This is a genomic window from Desmonostoc muscorum LEGE 12446 (genome assembly GCF_015207005.2).
Taxonomy (GTDB): Bacteria; Cyanobacteriota; Cyanobacteriia; order Cyanobacteriales; family Nostocaceae; genus Nostoc; species Nostoc muscorum.
Genome location: NZ_JADEXS020000001.1, coordinates 7,789,600 through 7,808,865, shown reverse-complemented (window position 1 = coordinate 7,808,865; position 19,266 = coordinate 7,789,600). Strand labels below are relative to the sequence as shown.

17 protein-coding genes and 1 pseudogene are annotated in these 19,266 nt (G+C 41.3%); 4 read left to right on the top strand and 14 right to left on the bottom strand.

Features of this window, described 5'->3' with window-relative positions:
• Positions 1-469: 469 nt before the first annotated feature.
• Positions 470-784 (bottom strand): hypothetical protein, encoded by a 315-nt coding sequence (locus IQ276_RS32105; RefSeq protein ID WP_193914299.1) that lies wholly within the window; start codon positions 782-784, stop codon positions 470-472.
• A gap of 684 nt (positions 785-1,468) precedes the next feature.
• On the opposite strand from IQ276_RS32105, the gene IQ276_RS32100 reads away from it, so the two are divergent.
• Entirely contained in the window at positions 1,469-2,761 is a 1,293-nt protein-coding gene (locus IQ276_RS32100; protein WP_193914297.1) for a thioredoxin domain-containing protein, read from the top strand.
• Between the two features lie 303 nt (positions 2,762-3,064).
• Here the strand turns inward: IQ276_RS32100 and IQ276_RS32095 are convergent, their stop codons facing one another.
• Complete coding sequence (locus IQ276_RS32095) at positions 3,065-5,854, bottom strand: bifunctional acetate--CoA ligase family protein/GNAT family N-acetyltransferase (protein WP_193914295.1); 2,790 nt, start codon at positions 5,852-5,854, stop codon at positions 3,065-3,067.
• 34 nt (positions 5,855-5,888) lie between these two features.
• Positions 5,889-6,338 (bottom strand): hydrogenase maturation protease, encoded by a 450-nt coding sequence (locus IQ276_RS32090; RefSeq protein WP_190882506.1) that lies wholly within the window; start codon positions 6,336-6,338, stop codon positions 5,889-5,891.
• A gap of 263 nt (positions 6,339-6,601) precedes the next feature.
• Here IQ276_RS32090 and IQ276_RS32085 point away from each other — a divergent pair, with 263 nt between their 5' ends.
• Entirely contained in the window at positions 6,602-6,793 is a 192-nt protein-coding gene (locus IQ276_RS32085) for a hypothetical protein (protein ID WP_190882505.1), read from the top strand.
• A gap of 187 nt (positions 6,794-6,980) precedes the next feature.
• Positions 6,981-7,160 (top strand): annotated as a pseudogene (locus IQ276_RS41110) (chitin binding peritrophin-A domain-containing protein); the annotation flags it as partial.
• Positions 7,161-7,194: 34 nt separating this feature from the next.
• Here the strand turns inward: IQ276_RS41110 and IQ276_RS32080 are convergent.
• The 10 genes from IQ276_RS32080 to hoxE all read right to left on the bottom strand — a co-directional run bounded on the left by IQ276_RS32080 (position 7,195) and on the right by hoxE (position 16,001).
• Positions 7,195-8,055, bottom strand: a complete 861-nt coding sequence (locus IQ276_RS32080; RefSeq protein WP_193914291.1) for a sulfurtransferase — start codon at positions 8,053-8,055, stop codon at positions 7,195-7,197.
• Positions 8,056-8,280: 225 nt separating this feature from the next.
• Positions 8,281-9,729 carry a Ni/Fe hydrogenase subunit alpha gene (locus tag IQ276_RS32075; protein WP_193914289.1) on the bottom strand — a complete coding sequence of 483 codons (1,449 nt, stop codon included), beginning with the start codon at positions 9,727-9,729 and terminating at the stop codon, positions 8,281-8,283.
• A 133-nt stretch (positions 9,730-9,862) separates the two neighbouring features.
• Positions 9,863-10,471 (bottom strand): CBS domain-containing protein, encoded by a 609-nt coding sequence (locus tag IQ276_RS32070; protein WP_193914288.1) that lies wholly within the window; start codon positions 10,469-10,471, stop codon positions 9,863-9,865.
• Positions 10,472-10,679: 208 nt separating this feature from the next.
• On the bottom strand, positions 10,680-11,132 hold the full coding sequence (locus tag IQ276_RS32065) for a hypothetical protein (protein WP_193914285.1): 453 nt from the start codon (positions 11,130-11,132) through the stop codon (positions 10,680-10,682).
• 201 nt (positions 11,133-11,333) lie between these two features.
• Positions 11,334-11,879: an NADH-quinone oxidoreductase subunit B family protein gene (locus tag IQ276_RS32060; RefSeq protein ID WP_193925475.1), complete on the bottom strand. Its 546-nt coding sequence runs from the start codon at positions 11,877-11,879 to the stop codon at positions 11,334-11,336.
• Between the two features lie 48 nt (positions 11,880-11,927).
• The gene (locus IQ276_RS32055; protein WP_193925477.1) at positions 11,928-12,452 is read right to left on the bottom strand and encodes a DUF3122 domain-containing protein; all 525 of its coding nucleotides are present in this window, start codon (positions 12,450-12,452) and stop codon (positions 11,928-11,930) included.
• A gap of 123 nt (positions 12,453-12,575) precedes the next feature.
• Positions 12,576-13,292 (bottom strand): bidirectional hydrogenase complex protein HoxU, encoded by a 717-nt coding sequence (hoxU, locus tag IQ276_RS32050; protein ID WP_193925479.1) that lies wholly within the window; start codon positions 13,290-13,292, stop codon positions 12,576-12,578.
• Between the two features lie 289 nt (positions 13,293-13,581).
• A complete protein-coding gene (nuoF, locus tag IQ276_RS32045; RefSeq protein WP_193919281.1) occupies positions 13,582-15,216 on the bottom strand; it encodes an NADH-quinone oxidoreductase subunit NuoF in 1,635 nt (544 codons plus the stop codon).
• A complete protein-coding gene (locus IQ276_RS32040; RefSeq protein ID WP_193919279.1) occupies positions 15,203-15,502 on the bottom strand; it encodes an NAD(P)H-dependent oxidoreductase subunit E in 300 nt (99 codons plus the stop codon). The genes nuoF and IQ276_RS32040 overlap by 14 nt, the downstream gene beginning before the upstream one ends.
• On the bottom strand, positions 15,489-16,001 hold the full coding sequence (gene hoxE, locus IQ276_RS32035; protein WP_193919276.1) for a bidirectional hydrogenase complex protein HoxE: 513 nt from the start codon (positions 15,999-16,001) through the stop codon (positions 15,489-15,491). Before hoxE ends, IQ276_RS32040 begins: the two co-directional genes overlap by 14 nt.
• Before the next feature lie 392 nt (positions 16,002-16,393).
• Here hoxE and IQ276_RS32030 point away from each other — a divergent pair, with 392 nt between their 5' ends.
• Entirely contained in the window at positions 16,394-17,467 is a 1,074-nt protein-coding gene (locus IQ276_RS32030; protein WP_193919274.1) for an ATP-dependent 6-phosphofructokinase, read from the top strand.
• On the opposite strand, the gene IQ276_RS32025 is transcribed toward IQ276_RS32030, so the two are convergent.
• Positions 17,460-19,184, bottom strand: coding sequence for an ABC transporter ATP-binding protein (locus tag IQ276_RS32025; RefSeq protein ID WP_235116151.1), 1,725 nt, complete (start codon positions 19,182-19,184; stop codon positions 17,460-17,462). The genes IQ276_RS32030 and IQ276_RS32025 overlap by 8 nt on opposite strands.
• Positions 19,185-19,266: the final 82 nt, after the last annotated feature.

Below are 19,266 nucleotides of genomic sequence, written 5' to 3'. Positions count from 1 at the left end.
AGGTTGACATAGAGGTTAGGGATATTCCATCTTTCTTTTGAGCGATTGCCTTCACAACTGTGGGTAGAAAAACATGAAGTTTATTGTTGCAAAATTAGAGCGATCGCTTTGATTTATAATTGCAATCACGGCAACCTATTCACCATTAGATTGAAGTTGAACAGATTACCCATTCTGGAATTAGCAAACTATGTCTCTGGGATGATTAGGGAGCTCCAAGAAATAAATTATCCAATTTTGTGGGGTGGGCATCTTGCCCGCCCAGTCCATAGGGCGGGCGAGACGCCCACCCCATAAGAGTTAATTGGATATTTTTGATTTGTCAGTCCCTTACCACCGTTTATCGGTACTTCATCCCTTAGATAATCAGTCACCCAGATAAGTGTAAACTGTAACTCGTGTTGCTTGTTTAATGTAAGTAGAATTGACAATAATGACTGAGGATAATTTGGCTTGTGTGATTACATGATTACTGCTGCATAGAAGGTGTGCGAAAAATTCTGCTGAATATAGGAATTCGTGGTTTAGGCTGAGTTGCAGTTATATTAGCCTTAGAAGCAGAAGAGTTACTCACTGTCTCAGAGATGATAGTCGGTTTGCTATCACTGGAATTGGTCAAATCACGCAATTGGATAGCAGAAGGTGAATTTGAAGATACCGAACTCATATTATTTGTACTTTGACTATCAGATTTTGCCGCAGTTTGAGCATGACATGGAGTAATAATGCAAGTCGAAATTGTTGCTGATACCAGCATTAGCAGATTACAAATGTATTTGTGCATGGTGATTTGTGAAATTGATTAATAAATATTCCAAGCTTCCACAACTTGTGTTTGTTATCCGTATGAAATAAAATCGCTATTTTTACCAGATAACTTATTGCGTTCTCAAATAAATCCTGTTACCCATTCCAGCTTTCACTAGAAACTTATGCAATTGACAATATCAACAATTTAGTTATATTTGCTCGTGTTTCAAACAGAAAAAATACTGATTTTTTAAAATAGAAATTTTATCGTAAAACTATTATTTTGCAAATTTGATAAACTCAAATATAAAATTTATAGATTTTATCTTTAATAACTTGTAATTTTGATGAAGTAATTTACGTAAATGAATACGTGCATGTGTTTAGAGAGGAATACAAGAGGCTGTTTGTTAGGTAAATACGGAGAAAATTGTCTGTATATGAACCCCATTCCATCTGGACAATTAACAATCAAGCCATAATTTTTGGATTTACAGCAAATTTTAAGGCAAGTTAAGTACACTATCTAGTTCTCAAAGCTAGGCCTTGAGTCTACTCTCATTCTGAATTCTGACTGCTGAATTCTCCTGTATATCGATATTTTGGGGTTTACCATCCCCACCAGAAACTTTCGTAGCATCTGTTCAATCTTAGAAATTAGAATAGATTTCTCTAGTTAGTAATGGCAACAGGCGCACCCCTGTCCTCTTGAAAATTTATGAAATTTAGAACCTTGAACAATCCCTTTGTACTGATACTAGTTAGTCTCACTGTCTTGCAGACAGCTGATGCTCAAAGTCCTGCAACTGAAACCTCCAAGCTATCTCAAGAAGTTTCTGTGCTTCGCAAACAGGGTGCAAATGGGTTACAGGTATTTCTCAAATCCCATGCCAATGAGCTAAACACCTATTCTTCAGGTGCAGTTCTACCTTCTGCTGCACTCCGGACGGCATTAGACGAACTCTGCCAACAACGGGACTGTTACGCCTCTCGTCTGTATTGGTATACTGACATAGAACAAGCCAAAGCTGCTGCCAAAACCACTGGTAAACCCATTCTTTCTCTGCGGTTGCTGGGCAGACTCGATCGCGATTTGAGTTGTGCTAATAGTAGGTTTTTCAGGGTAGCATTGTACCCGAATAGTGAAATTTCTAAACTGCTTCAAGACCGCTTCATTTTGCACTGGGAATCAGTGCGTCCTGTACCGAAAGTGACAATTGATTTCGGCGACGGCCGCAAGTTGGAACGGACGATTACAGGCAATAGCATTCACTATGTATTAGATGCGTCGGGTCGCCCAATCGATGCAATTCCAGGGTTATATGGCCCCAAAGCATTTGTGCGTCAGCTACAGCAGGCTGAAGTGGTAGCAAAAGATTATAGCAAACTTGCACCAAGCGATCGCGAGGCTTTTTTAAGAAAATACCACAGCGATCGCTACAATTCTATTCAAGCCCAATGGCTTGCAGATTTATCTCGCTTGGGTATCGAGTCTCCTCCTAAGTTGGTGGAATCTCCCAGGAATTCCACTCAGCCACCGACAGCAGAAACCGCAAGTTCTCTAGCAGTTTCTAAAATGATGGTTGAAAGACCAATGCTCACCGCCCTCCAGTCTAATGCCCAACAAAATCAAAAGGCTTTAGCTGAAATTACCGACCAAGAAGCTTGGAACAAAATTGCTCAAGTGTATGCCAGCGATGCCAAGCTAGATCAAAACAGCATTTCTTTAATTAAAGCTAAAAAGTCTCAGTCTGCCAACACTCCAAAAGATAATTTGCCGATAATAGTGAAAAATTTTGAAGCCGCAATGGCTTTAGATACAGTCAGAAATGAATATGTATTGCACAGCCAAATTCATCAATGGTTTATGGAGGGTAAGCAAACAAAGACTGTGGAAGCGCTCAATCAGCAAGTATACGCCCAACTCTTTTTAACTCCTAGTTCTGACCCTTGGTTGGGTCTTTTCCCTAACGATAGCTACAGTGCAATTGATAATGATGGTATTCGTTGAAGAAGAATTCAGAAGTCAGAATTCAGAAGTCAGAATTCAGGAGTCAGAATCAAGACGCTTGATAGCGAAGCGTTAGCGACGTAGGAGCGTCTGACTCGCTTTCCGCTACGCTATCAGTCGGGGATTCAGACCCGCGACTGTCTTGTTGACCACCAAATTTTCAATTTGGTAGGGGTCTTAAACCCGGTTATTCAGACGCGACGCTTGAATACTCGCTAAAGCTGCCCTATCCGCCAGTCATACAGAATACCCAACTGAATTCTGACTCCTGACTCCTGAATTCTGTTTGTTGACAGTAATTTCTTAGATATCGATTTGGGCTTTGACTATAGTAGGATCGTCTGTGCATTCGATGCGAAAACCCAGTTTCTCACAAACTTTTTGCATACCATAATTATCAACCAAGATATCAGCAGTAATTTTATTTAGTTGCTCATCTTGACTAACTTGCAGTAACCTTTGTAGTAACTCGGTTCCTATACCTTGACATTGACAGCGATCGCTCACCACTATCGCAAATTCTGCTTCACTCGTACCATGTATTTTACTTAACCGACCAACTGCCAAAATTTCCCGTGTCTGCGTTTCGGGATTTTGATGTTCCACAACTAAGGCTATTTCGCGGTCATAATCAATAAAACAGATACGTGTCAACCGTTCATGGGCTACTCTCGACTGGAGTTTAATTAAGTGAAAATACCGGAAATAAACGCTTTGTTCTGAGAGTGTCTTGTGAAATTGCACCATCAACGGTTCATCTTCTGGACGAATGGGACGAATGGTAACAGGAGTGCCATCTTTCATCGTCCAATTGCTGACATATTGTGTAGGATAAGGTCGAATTGCTAACTTTGGTAGTTCGCTTTGTTTAACATTCGGTTCGTGAAGGATAATTCGAGCATCGAGGGCGATTAATTGTTCAGAGGAAGCCAGCAATGGGTTAATATCGATTTCCTTAATCCAACGTTGTTCTACAACTAATTGACTAAATACCACCATTAATTGTTCAAGGGCAGCCAGATCAACACTTTTGCGCCCCCGGACTCCTTTGAGCGCTTTATAAATTTGTGTTTGTTCCATCATCCGCCGCGCTAAAGTGGTATTCAGGGGTGGAAGTGCGATCGCGCGATCGTGAAAAACCTCAACTAGCTGTCCTCCTGTGCCAAATAGCAACACCGGCCCAAACTGTGCATCCAGACTACTACCAATAATCAATTCATAACCAGCCATTTTTACCATTGGCTGCACCGTTACACCCAAGAACAGTTTTGTAGAGACGCGATTCATCGCGTCTGAATAATCAGGGTCATGTTGCAATTTCTCCTGTAAAGAGGATTCAATAGTACGGTAGGCCTGTCGTACAGCATCAGCATCTTTCAGATTTAACTGCACGCCGCCAACATCAGTTTTATGAGTAATTATCTCGGAAAACAGCTTTAAAACCACTGGATAACCAATTGTTTCAGCACATTCAACTGCTTCATCCTCGCTTTTAGAAACGCAAGTCGCAACCACCGGAATACCATAAGCTGCTAAAATTTGCTTGGATTCAAACTCTGTGAGAATAGTTCGCTGTGCCTGACGTGCTGTTTGGATAATTTTTTCCACACAATTACGGTCTGGTATGCCTGAAGCGGAATCAAATTCAGGCATTACAGGAGTTTCGTAGATACCGCGTAAATTATAGCTAGACTGCCACATGTAACTAAAAATCCGAGCAGCAGTATCGGGGTAAGTATATGTGGGGATATGGCTACGATTGAGAATCATTTCACCTGCTGCGATGTCTGCTCCTCCCATCCAACTGGCAAGAATGGGTTTACCTGCTATCTGTGCGTAAGGTTTCAATTGTTCAGCGGTTTGGGTGGGGTCTGTCATTGCTTGAGGAGTCAGAATCACCAATAAGCCGTCACTATTTGGATCTTTGGCAGCAATTTCTAAGGCTTTGGTATATCGCTGAGGGTCAGCGTCGCCGAGAATGTCAATCGGGTTACCGTGACTCCAATGTGTTGGTAGTATTTGATTTAAAGCTGCGGTTGTTTCTTCAGAAATTGCTGCAACTTCTCCACCAGCAGCAATTAAAGCATCGGTAGCCAGGACTCCAGGACCACCTGCGTTAGTTACAATTGTCAGGCGTGGCCCTTTGGGACGGGGTTGTTTTGCTAATACCTCCGCCATATCGAACAAGTCAGAGATGCTGTTGACGCGCAACACCCCACAACGCCGGAAAGCTGCATCCAGAACCTCATCACTGCCTGTGAGTGCGCCAGTATGAGAAGCTGCTGCTTTGGCTGCGGCTGCGGTACGTCCTGCTTTAATTACAATAATCGGCTTAGTTAAAGCAACTTCCCGCGCTGCTGAGAGAAACGATCGCGCATTTCCAATTGATTCCATGTAAATTACAATACTTTTTGTCTGCGGGTCATCACCAAGGTAGTAAATTAAATCTCCCCAACCCACATCCAGCATTGAACCAAGGGAAACAAAGGCGCTAAAACCAACGTTTTCCCGAAAACTCCAATCAAGGATAGCAGTACAAAGCGCTCCACTTTGACTAATAAAGCCGACATTCCCAGGACGCGCCATTGTACTGGCAAAAGTCGCATTTAAACCTGTGCGCGGACTCATCACACCTAAGCAATTTGGACCTATAATCCGCATTTTGCTACGATGTGCTTGCTCAAGTATTTGCTGTTCCAAGGCTAGACCCTCTGCGCCAGCTTCTTTAAAACCAGCACTGAGGATAATTGCACCTTTGACACCTGCATCAACGCACTGACTGATAATGTTTGGGACTGTTGGTGCTGGGGTGGCGATAACTGCTAAATCCACTAGTTCTGGGACATCAAAGATAGTCGGGTAGGCTTTGATTCCCAGAATGCTGTGGCGCTTGAGATTAACAGGGAAAATAGTTCCACCAAAAGGATTACTAATTAAGTTCCATAACAGAGTACGTCCAACACTATCAGCCTTTTCGCTAGCACCAATTACCGCAACACTTTTTGGGGCAAAGATAGCATCGAGAGGATTAACTTTCTCGGTTCGCAAAATATCATAGGCGTGTTCGATGGATGACTGGATAGGCTTTTGCATGAGTTGGTGTTTCAGGTAAGCGTTCAGGAAAATTTTAAAGAAGTACGCTAAAAGTTTCGTCTATAATTTGGGTAACTTTTTGTAAAGCGATCGCCACTCCAGTTTCGGCAGTTGGTGATAAGGTGTAGCCTAATTCAAAGTTTACTCCTGGTACTTTAATCCACCAAGACGGCGGACAATAACCGTAGATTGCTTTAGTCAGAGCTAAAAGCGATCGCGGATCGCCCATATGTCCAGCGATAATCTTGAAAGATGCAGGTGAAAGTCGTTCTACTTGTATCTGGGAACTTTGGCAGGTGAAACAAGCATCAATAAAGATTGCTAAATCAGCATGGGCTAAATTTTGGGCAAGTTCGGGTGTCAGTTGATGGACAGCAAGAGATTTCACGTTAGATAGATGCAACGCCTTAGCTACTCGTTGACCAATGCCATCATCACTACGCAACTCATTACCGTAACCAATAGCTATTACATTGCAATTCATAGTTTTTGTCTGTCTAACACCAGTTTCAACTTAGGGAAAAAACTTGAGGAAATTGTGAGGAAATATTTGAACTCAACAGTTTTTTCGTCTGTTACAAATAAATTCTCAAAATTGAGTACTCAAAATAGGCTAAACTGCATGTAGAAGCTGGCAGGATCTTAGTAACACTCCGCGAAAAATTTGAATCTATTATTTAAGAATACAAAACTCATCTATACGGGTTTTTTCAGAAGATATGAGATGACATTAAGGAGGTAAGTATCATGCAAAAAGAATATATGGAGATTTTAGAAGGATTAATTAATCAATTGACATTATCCGCAATCTTAGAAATGTTAGAGCGAATATGTCACAAAAAAGCCGAAAATTTGAGGACTCATTGGCAAGATGAGACTTCAGCAAAGCTTTGGGATAAAGCTGCTAGACAGATAGAACAGATAAATGTTGATGTTTGAGTGATTAGGGACTTACAGAAAATAAATTATCAAACAGAATTCAGGAGTCAGGAGTCAGAATTCAGAATGAGTTCTGTGTGACTGGCGGATAGCGTAGCGTTAGCGAGTACTCGCAGCTGATAGTACCAGCCCTGCACCTGCTACGGATAGTAACAGGACTGAAGTAGCTGGCGAGTGTGTAGCTGAGGGATTTTTCGTCAATCCAAACGACTGCAAGAAATTCTACCGTTGCGTAGATTTTGGCGATGGAAAATTCACAAAGTTTGATTTTGAGTGTGGAGCGGGCACTATTTTCGATGAAGAACTTAGTACCTGTAACCATCCTTGGGCGGTTAATCCTAACTCGAAATGCTATCAGGGTAATTAAAGTATCTAACAGTAAGAAACTGAGTTTGCGATGCCTATGCGCTCATTACTCTGCTATCAATTGGTAGTGCAAAATCACGAGACCATTCATTCCAAGAGCCAAAATAATTTCTAGCAGAAATTCCTGCCTGTTCAAGGGCTATTAATGTATTCGCAGCCCTTGAACCTTTAAAGCAGTAAATATACACAATAGACTCAGAAGTAATACCTAGTGACTGGCAAATTTGTAGGATTTCAGCTGGCGATCGAAACGTGGGAATTTCCGATTCAGAATTCATCAGAAGATGCCATTCTAACCATACTGCGTTAGGGATTCTACCTTTACGAGGACAAAAATCAGGAGTGTAGGGAGAAGAACTCAGCCCAAGCCATTCATTGCGATCGCGCACATCTAATTTAATAATTGCTGGGTTGTCAATTGCTTCCAACATTTCGGCAGTAGTAAGCATTATGTCAGCATTGGGATGTAATCTAAATATGCTACTTTCACGGTTTGGTACTTCATCGGTAGTAGGTAATCCTGCTTTGAGCCATGCTTTATATCCTCCGTGTAAAATAGATACCTGAGTGCAACCCAAATACTTCAGTAAGAAAGCTGCTCGACAAGATTGACCATAACCTTTATTTAAAGCATCTTCATAAACAATTAACTTTTCTGTACCAGATATTCCTACCCTGCTCATAATTTCTGCAAAATACTCTTGCAATTCCTTTAATCCTGCTGGGGAAGAATTCTCTAAAAGATAGGTGAAAAAATCTCTAATATTTATGGATTGAGGAATATGAGAAATAGCATAATCTTCTTGACTTCGCGTATCGACAATGACAGTCTGTGATGACTTTTCTGCTAACAGCGACGTGAGTTCTTGAGGAGAAATGAGGAATTTTGTATTCACGCTTTCATGCTTGTGTTATTCTACCATTAGGAATTATCGCCCTTGGTAGATTTGCGTTTTGAAATGCAAATCACAGAAGCATGAATGTTAAATGTTACGAGAGAACTTTTCAAGGAAGAATTCAGAATCCAGAATTCAGAATTCAGAATTAGGAATATTTTGATACCACAGTCTAATAATTAATTTGAATTACACCAATTTGTAGGGGCGCACAGCTGTGCGCCCCTACTCTCGCCAAACCTCATTAACAACACTCCCATCTATCCCAACTAATTGAATATGCAAGGGCATTTGACCTGCTGCATGAGTTGAACAACTCAAACAAGGGTCAAAAGCTCTGATTCCTGCCTCAACTCTGTTTAACATTCCTTCAGGAATTTCTGAACCGTGAATAAAATGTCGGGCAATTTGCGCGACTGTGCGATTCATTGCTAGATTATTCTGACCTGTGGCAATGACTAAATTTACTTTTTGAAGTAAGCCGTTTTCATCAACTTGATAATGATGAAATAATGTACCGCGTGGTGCTTCACTTACACCGACAGCTTCTAATTGATTAATGCCAGCATCAGCCCGCAATCGATTTGATAATAAATCCGGGTCATCCATCATAATTTCTATGCGTTCAATGCAAGCCAAAATTTCAATTAAGCGGGCGTAGTGATAGAAAAATGATGAGGTGACAGTGCCTTTACCTCTGTCTCTAAATTCTCTCAACTCTGCATCGGCTAAAGGTGTACCAATATGACTGCAAATATTCAGACGCGCTAGCGGTCCGACTCGATAAATACCACTATCTAAATGACAATAGTCGCTCTGGTCAGGATAACCTAAAGGACGATAATAAGGAGATTTTAAATAAGAATCTGGTTGAACTGCTTCACCAATAAATTTTTGATAATCAGCTGCATCGAGTTTATCAGCAATAATATTCCCAGCACTATCTACAAAACGAATATGTCCGTCGTAGTTTTCCCACAAACCATCAGGAGTGACTAACCCCATAAATAAGGTAGGAAAATTGCCGAAGGTTTGCACTTCTTTTTCATAATCTTTGAGTAAGTTTTTAAATTTATCCAGTGCATCTAATATTGTGGCGCGTGCTTCTGGGATACGGTTTTGAATATGGGTTCGTCCTTCTGAGGATAAAGGTTCGCGGACACCACCAGGAATTGCCCATGATGGATGTATTTTGCGCCCTCCCAATTGTTCAATAATTTCTTGTCCAAATTGACGCAAGCGGATTCCGCCACGGGCTAGTTCTGGTTCGGCTGCAATTAAGCCAAATACATTGCGTTTTGCAGGATCGCTATCCATGCCTAATAATAAATCTGGGGCGCTGAGGTGGAAGAAACTCAGGGCGTGGGATTGGATAATTTGTCCCAAATTCATCAAACGGCGCAGTTTTTCAGCTGCTTTAGGAATTGTAACAGCGAGAATGCGATCGCCAGCCTTCGCCGATGCCAACAAATGACTCACCGGACAAATTCCACAAATCCGCGCCGTAATTCCTGGCATTTCCCACAACGGGCGACCTTCACAAAACTTTTCAAATCCGCGAAATTCTGTAACATGAAAGCGAGCATCGCTTACTTGTCCTGTATCATCTAAATAAATACTGATTTTGGCATGTCCTTCAATTCGGCTAACTGGGTCGATGATTATTTTTTTCATAAATATCTTAATTTTAGATTTTAGATTTATCCCGTGAATTCATTCGCAGACTTCTAATATTTTTAAATTTTGGATTTTCAATCTTCAATCCAAAATCCAAAATTTAAAATCTAAAATCCCGTCAACCACTACATCAAGTGTTATAGAATCCTTTGGCTTCTGGATATTCATCGCAGTATTCTTCAAAAGCTGTTTTCATGACTTTCTCATCTCGTTGATGTGCCATCTCGGCTTGTAATTCCTCAATGACATCCCAAGCAGCAGCACATTCTTCTGAATGGATGCCTTTTTGATCGCAAATTGCACGAGCTTTTTTAATTTCGTCCTGAAGTTGTTGTTCTAGTAGGATAGTATGTGGCAGTTCAAGAAAGTTACTATTAGCTAGAATATCAGCTAGAGAAATGATACCCACTAGTTCACCCTGAATAACAGGCGCTCTGTGCAAATTATACTCAGCAAATAATCGTGCTACGTATTCTAAACCAAGGTCAGGATTGATGACGATACAAGGCTTGGTCATCACTTCATAAACACGTATCCTAGAGGGATCTTTACCATAAGCAATCACTTTATATACAATATCGCTTTCAGTAATAATTCCGTAGGCATCCTGTTCATGGCGACGATCTACAATGAGTGCTTTCCAGTCCCTTGCTTTTAAGAGTCTAACTGCTTCAGCCACCGTTGCTGAACTGCGAATTGTAGCAACATCTTTAGTCATAATGTCAGATGCTTTCAACATAATGCTCTCCAAATTTCTAATGATGCTGATGCCACATGGCTTGAATAAATTTGATAATCTTAGTAATGAGAATAAATCTGTTCAAAAATTTAGCGCGTATCTGAATAAGTGCAGTAAAAACTAAGATTTCAAATCTTAATTATTCCCATGAGGTTTGAATTGCTAATCAATCCCTAAAATCAATATTGAGCGCAAGTTTAATTTAGGGCTAAAAAGGTGAGTGTTCTAGATTTATTTGGGACTTCTTCGCTATAGGTTGCAGCCGCATCCATTTAAAAGCAGTAATGTTTAACAATAAACCTACAATTACTAAAAAGACCATCAAGGCTATCTGATACCAGAGAACTGGCTGGACAAATAAATCTAAAATCACATGTAGTAAGTTCATGATGCTGTAAAAGATGGTTAAGCCAAAATGAATCATTCGATAACGCTTTGAATCGGTAAAAGCAGTGCCAATAATTGCTAGCATTGGTAGCACAAAAAAGCCCAACATCAACCACATAATTCCAGAAATATCATTGATATTTGCAGCTTTTTGAGATTCGACAACAGGTAAACTGTGAAAAAGCGGCATTAAACCTAGTTGTGTATGAAACAGTGTTCCTAATAGAAATACTGTCCAAAGAGCAATGATTCTTTCTCGATAATTAATTGTCATAACCATAATTTGGGGGTTGGGGATTGGGGAGATGAGGGAGATGAGGGAGATGAGGGGGATGAGGGGGATGAGGGGGATGAGGGAGATTATAAAAAAGCTTCCCACCTCTCCCACTCGTCCCACACTGGTAATTCCCCAGTCCCCAATACCCAGTCCCCAGTCCCTTTTACCTTAGATAAAGAATTTGAGTAACTTGTGAAGTTAACCAAACTTGATAAATTCACGTCCTTCTAGGAGTGGTTTTTCTCCTCTTAACAGTGGCTCTAACACTGCTTTAATTCGAGTTGCATTAGGTGGACACCCCGGCAAATAAATATCAACTGGTACTACTGTATGCACTGGTATCACTTTATCTAATAAGGTTGGGACAATACCAGGTTCATGGGGGATTGTGCCGTAAATATCCGCTGCTTCGATGTAACAACGTTGAAGAACAGGTTCGGCACTACCTAAAGGATTGCGTAAAGCGGTAACATTACCAGTGACAGCACAATCGCCAAAAGAAACAAGAATTTGCGATCGCTCTCTTACTCTCTGAATCATTTCCAGGTGTTCTTCATTAGCAATTGCACCCTCAACTAACACCACATCCACTCCTTGGGGATATTCTTTAACATCAGCAAAAGGACTAAAAACTAAATCCACTTGTTGTGCTAAATCAATCAGCCATTCATCCAAATCGAGAAAAGACATATGACAGCCAGAACACCCGCCTAACCATACCGTTGCTAATTTTAAACGAGCCATTTTTTATCAAAGTATAAATGGGAAGAAAATAAATTTTGATATTAGGATTCAGGATTTTAGGGCAATTTCTTGCCATTCCTGCACAACATATTCGGGGATTGAAAGATTGATGAAGTTTTGTTTACCTACAGGTATACCAATCAACAATTCTTGAGTTGGTAATTGAGGCAAAACATCCTTAAAGTCATACTGAGCGATGGTTGGTGCTGGTGCTTCATCGAGGAAAATATCAGGAGCAGTCAATACTTTACCTGTATCGGTAGTAATTTTCAGTGGTAAAGGATGGGGAAGTTCCGGAGAACCGGGAAATCCCACCAAGCGGAGATTTATGGAAGATATTTTATGGCTATTAGAATCAACTCGCTTAAACAGAACAACCTGCCAATAATTTCCCAATTGATCGTTCAATTTTTGCTGTGAGCGATAAATTATTTCTTGTGGCGATTCTTCTAATTGAATGACAGCAGCAATCACCTGCTCAGATGTGAAACTTGCTAAACCCACGTATATATATATTGTTAATATTCCCAGCAATAAAAGCCACCAAAATATTTTTAAGATGCGGCGTAACATTTGGTTTACCCCTTTGTAATTCGTAATTCGTAATTCGTAATTAATAAATTGAGATTGTATTTAGGTTTCAAGGTTTGAAGATGTTACGGAATTTAGAGAATTGGTTGAATTCACGATCGCCAGCTAAACAAGCCATTGGTGTTTCTCCCTTGCTGTAACCAAAAAATCAAGTTTGGCGCGATCGTGTTTCATTTCACCGACGCTCGATCCTTTGTCAAAAAGCGCACCTGTTGGACAAGCATTAACGCATTTACCGCAAGAAGTACAAGTTTGCGAAGTTCCCCAAGGTTGATTTAAATCAGTGATGACATGGGAATTTGTCCCCCTACCCGCCATATCCCAAGTGTGCGCTCCTTCAATTTCGTCACAAACACGCACACAACGAGTGCAAAGAACACAACGGTTGTGGTCAACGCCAAAGAGATGGTGAGAAACATCAACTTTGCGATTAGGATATTGATAATCCAATCGCACATGATCCATACCCATTTCAATTGCCAAATCTTGCAATTCGCAATTACCATTAGCTACACACACCGAGCAAATGTGATTGCCTTCAGCAAACAGCATTTCTATAATTGTGCGGCGATAATTTTGCAGGCGATCGCTATTTGTTTGGACTTCCATACCTTCAGTAACTTTCGTTACACAAGCAGGTTGTAGTTTATTACTGCCAGCAATTTCTACCAAACAAAGCCGACAAGCCCCAACATCTCCAACTCCTTCTAAATGACATAAAGTCGGAATGTGAATCCCTGCATCTTGCGCCGCTTGGAGAATAGTTTCCTCCTCACGGGCGCTGATTAATTCCTCGTTAATTGTTAAAGTTTTTACAACCATTGATTATTTATTCCTTGTGACATTGCACATTTTTTTCATTCATTGGTCTTTTATAGCAAGGGACTGGGGACTGGGGACTGGGGACTGGGTGAAAAGTCTTTTTGTGTCTAGGTTTTATCATCTGTTAATGTCCTAACCACCAAGGCTTTTGCTATATAAATCAATACGGTTCAGTTAAGGATTAATGGTGTCAATAATTGGTTTTTGAAGATGCGATTCATCGCGTCTATACATGAAGTTTTTGGGCTTATCTGAACTGTATTGTTTTATAAATACAAATGACCAATGACTAATGACTAATCAAAGCCAAATATTCATCTCGGAAATAACGCAAGGTACTAAATACTGGATTGGGTGCAGACTGACCAAGACCACACAAGCTGGTATGTTTCACCATGTCGCATAATTCTTCTAGCAATTCCAAATCAGCGAAGGATGCCTTACCTTCACTAATCTTGGTTAACAATTTATATAACTGCACCGTTCCTACCCTACAGGGAATGCATTTACCGCAAGATTCATCCATACAAAATTCCATGAAAAAGCGGGCGACATCCACCATGTTGGTAGTTTCATCCATAACAATCATCCCACCGGAACCCATCATCGAACCAAGTTGAGTCAGTGACTCATAATCCACTATGCTCTCAAAAGCTGATGCGGGAATACATCCCCCGGAAGGGCCACCAGTTTGCACAGCTTTTACCACACCGCCATCTGGTACGCCACCGCCCATTGCTTCCACAATCTGCTTTAATGAAGTTCCCATTGGTACTTCTATCAAACCAGTGTTACGGATTTTGCCTGCCAACGCAAAAACCTTTGTACCTTTGCTTTTTTGGGTGCCAATACTAGCGAACCAGTCAGCGCCTTTGCGGATAATCGGTGCAACATTGGCGTAGGTTTCAACGTTATTAATTAAAGTAGGATGACCCCATAAACCAGACTCAGCCGGGTAGGGCGGACGGGGATGAGGGGTACCGCGTTTACCTTCAATAGAAGCCATTAAGGCAGTTTCTTCACCACAGACATAAGCCCCAGCACCAATACGAATATCAATTTTAAAATCAAAGCGAGAATCGAAAATTTGAGTACCCAAAATACCAAGACGTTGGGCTTGGTGAATGGCTGTTTGCAGACGATTGATAGCAACGGGATATTCTGCCCGGATGTAGATGTAGCCTTGATTTGCGCCGACAGCGTAAGCAGCGATCGCCATTCCTTCCAAAACACGATGGGGATCGCTTTCTAGGACACTGCGATCCATAAATGCACCGGGATCTCCTTCATCGGCGTTGCAAATTACGAACTTGCGTTCTCCTTTTGCTTTGGCCACGGTTGCCCATTTCAAACCTGTAGGATAACCAGCACCACCACGTCCTCGTAAACCACTGCGAGTAATCGTATCGACTACTTCGTTGGCTTTCATCTCTCGCAAGACATGGTAAAGCCCTCTATAACCTTGGGCGCCAATATAAGATTGAATGCGTTCTGGATCGATTTTGCCACTATTTTCTAAAACAATCGGCATCTGGTGTGTAAAAAATGGATGCGTTAAATCCCCCTGTTTGACTGTTGTCTCTCCTCCATTGATAGCGGCGATAATTGAGGGTGCATCATCAGGTGTAACTTTTTCATACAATCTGCTATGTGGAGATTGCTTACACTCCTCTCCACTCCCCATTCCCCACTCCCCACTCTCTACTTCTACTAATGGTGCTTGACAGCACAAACGCATACAGCCAACGCTACGAACTTCCAGTGTTTCTGCTAAACCTGCTGCCGTTACAGCTTCTTCTAAACGCTGTTTGACGGCTTGTGAATTGGCAGACAGACAACCAGCTGCAACACAACAGCGAATTTGCACAGGTTTCTCTAAAGCACGTTCTTTTTGAGCAATTTCAATTAACTCAGGTAGATCCATCTTGCAACCATCCTTTGATGCAATCGCTAACTAATTCAGCAGTTTGATTGCCTAAAACAGTGCCATCGAATGCAACAGCAGGCGCAATTTCACAAGCACCCAAACAGTTTGCTGTTAGAAGTAAAATTTGATTATTTGCCGTGGTTTCACCAGGATTTATCTCGAAAAATTTTTCTAGATGTGTCAGGATAGTTGGAGCGCCTTTTGCATAACAAACTATACTTTTGCATACCTGTATGGTATGCAGATCGCTAGGGCCTATTTCAATTAACTCAGGTAGATCCATCTTGCAACCATCTTTTGATGCGTTCGCCAACTGATTCAGCAGTTTGATGGCCTAAAACAGTGCCATCAAATACTACAGCAGGCGCAATTCCACAGGCACCTAAACACCTTGCTGTTAATAGTGAAATTTGATTATCTGCCGTAGTTTCACCAGGATGTATGTGGATAGATTTTTCCACATTTGCCAGGATAGTTGGAGCGCCTTTGACGTAACAAGCTGTACCCGTACATATCACACAAGTATGTACGCCACTAGGTGCAAGTGAAAACAAATGGTAGAACGTGGCAACACCATAAACTCGACTAGGTGGCAGTTTGAGATTATGAGCAACGTAAATTAATACATCGTTTTCTAAATAACCAAAAAGTTCCTGCGCTTTATGCAATATTTCAATCAGTGCATCCTGTTGATACTGGTAGCGTTTGATAGTTGCATCCAGCATTTTAAAGCGCTTATCTTTTGCTGTGTTCTTAGTTTTAACAGCAGTTGCTGAATTCATCTTTTGAGCCTTTTTTAGAACTTCAGAATGTTCTGCGTCGATGATAGGAGAACAATTTGAGAAACTTGTGAAGACGGTAATACCAATTCTCCAAAATAGGATTACAGATGAAGAGGCTTTGACGCGGAGATTGAAATGTTGCGAAATTATAGAGATATGATTTTTATATACGTAATACCTAAGTTAGATCCTCACAACTTCCTCAGATTTTTAACTTAACCTCAAGATGTAGCTAAAACAGGGTTCAACAGCGAGGCAGAAAAATTGCCATCTTCTGCCTCCTATTTCTTGCCCTCTAACTTGTAAGTGGGGAGTGGGCAAAAAACCACTTTTATGCTTGGTAGTGAAACTTGTTTGATTGGGACTGCCTTTATTGTTGAGGTGTGATGACCATGCAAAAACGACTTGGTATTCTCACTAGTGGTGGTGATTGTCCTGGACTCAATGCTGTAATTCGGGCAGTTGTTAGTCATGCCACCCTTAGCTATAACTGGCAGGTAGTGGGTATTCCTTATGCGACCAGAGGGCTTTTAGAGAGAAAGGCAATTCCTCTGAGCATACATGGTTTAGACCTACGTGGTATTGACCCTTTGTTGAACATGGGAGGCACGATTCTGGGTAGCATCAACAAGGGAGATACTCTAGCTCATATTGAAGAGATTGTTGCTGGTTACCATACTTTAGAATTAGATGCCTTGATCGGTATTGGTGGAGATGGCAGTTTAGCAATTCTCAACCAACTGCAAAAGCAAGGAAACTGGCAGTTTGTTGCCATTCCGAAAACAATTGATTGTGATGTCGCCAAGACAGAAAGAGTAGTTGGGTTTGATACTGCGGTCAATACAATTGTTGATGCCTTAAATCGTTTGACATTTACAGCAGCCAGTCACGATCGCGTGATGATTGTGGAAGTCATGGGACGCACAGCAGGTCATTTAGCACTACAATCTGGTATTGCAGGCGGTGCAGATGTGATTTTGATTCCCGAAATTCCCTACAAAATCAAAGGTGTGTGCGAACATTTAGCAGAATTACGCGATCGCTGGGAACGCAGATTTGCAATTGTCGTTGTGGCAGAAGGCGTTCAAATAGCAGGCAATTCATCTAGCCAGCCATCCAGCCAAAAGCCATCCTGTGGTATAGGTCAATATATTGCTGATGAACTTCGTTGTTGCAGTAACAATGAAATTGACATTCGGGTTTCTGTCTTAGGACACATCCAACGAGGTGGAATTCCCTCAGCTTTAGACCGTTTAATCGCAACAGCTTTTGGTAAAGCCGCCGTAGATTTATTAGCTGATGGGCAATCTGCACAAATGGTAGCTTGGCAAAATGGACAAGTCGTAGCAGTTCCTTTAGAAACAGTCTTGGCTTCCAGTCCATATCTTGTAGATCCCAATAATTTCTTAGTACAAATAGCACGTGCATTAAATATTTATGTGGGGGAGAAAATTGGCGTTAGCTAAATTGTTGAGTATAAAATCGGGCATAGCTACCCTCTAGGGCTAATAATTCTTCATGGGTTCCTAATTCGACAATTTGTCCTTGTTCGAGAACTAAAATACGATCGCACTTTCTAAGTGTTGATAAACGATGGGCAATAATAAACACTGTGCGGTTTTGCATCAGTCTTTCTAAGGCTTCCTGCACCAAGGCTTCTGACTCAGAATCTAATGCAGATGTCGCTTCATCAAGAATCAAAATTTGTGGGTTGAGGTGAACAGCACGAGCGATCGCAATTCTTTGTCTTTGTCCACTAGATAAGTTTACCCCACGTTCGCCCACCCAAGTACGATAACCTTCTGGCAATTCGCTAATAAATTCATGGGCGTTAGCAATTTTCGCAGCTGCTGTCACCGCTTGCATATCAAAAAAGTCTTGTCCAAAAGCGATATTTTGGGCAATTGTTCCAGAAAACATGATGCTTTGTTGGGGAACAATGCCAATTTGTCGCCGCAGACTATGTAACTTGACATCCCGAATATCAATACCGTCAATTAAGATTTGACCAACTTCGGGATCGTAGAAGCGGGGTAAGAGATTCACAAATGTGGTTTTACCAGCACCATAACTACCCACAACAGCGATCGCTTCACCCGGTGATACCAACAAACTGATATCCTGTAATACGGATTCACCGGGTTGATAGCCAAAAGAAACATGATTATATTCTACTTGGCCTGCAACTGGAGGTAGGGCGATCGCATTTGGTTTTTCTATCACCGTCGGTTGAATTGCCATCAATTCAAAAACCCGGTTAACAGATGCTTCACCCTCCTGAAATTTGTTGTAGTTATTAGTAGTGCGACCAATGGGGTCAACTAACAGCGCCGCCGCAGCTAGATAACTAAAAAAATTGGCTACTCTCAAATTGTCTTGGGAAATTTGCCACGCCCCCACTATGAGTAAAGATAAAGCACTTGAGGCTGCCAAAAATCCCACGATGGGAATCTGAATTGCTTTTAATCCTTCGGCTGAATATTTTGCTTTTAGACCGCGTTCTGCTTCATAGCCAAACCGGGCAATTTCGTAGTTTTCCGCCGCAAAAGCTTGTACCAAACGGATACCGTTAAAAATTTCCGAAAGGATAGCAGATAAACCCGACACCCGATTTTGACTTTTTAGAGAATGCTTGCGTAACTGTTCGCTAAACCAGCCGATTAAAATAGCCATTAGTGGTGCAACTATCACCGTTGCTAGTGTCAGTTGCCAATTCAGATAAATCATGTAAATCAAAATTGTTACCAACTGCAAAACACAGGGAATAAAGTCGTGAAATATTTTATTGACCGCTTCACCAACCCGATCAACATCTTCGGTGAGGCGGTAAGATAAATCACCTGCTTTTGCTGTTTCAAAATAACTGAGATTTAGCTTTTGGAGATGTGTGTAAACTTGTTGGCGGAGATGAAAAGCAACTTTTAAAGCAGCTTTCGCCATGTACATATCTTGTATAGATTCAAACAAACTTTTCACAAGAAAGATTAAGGCACAAATCCCTGTTATTTGGACGATGGCTACTACATTGCCTTGTGCCAAGGGAATTGCCAATTTCCCGGCAAGATTGATTAACACTAATGTTGCCAGCACATATCCAAAAATGCCAATAAATCCCTTAGTAATGGTTCGCCACTGGGGTCGGATATAAGGTAGCAGTAGCCAGTAATTAGAACGCGTTTTCAAGCTCTAACGTCCAGAAGAATATTTTCCTTTGTTTGACGTTATCAGGTTTTGGAGAGTTTCTGAGCAATTATCTAACTGAGGG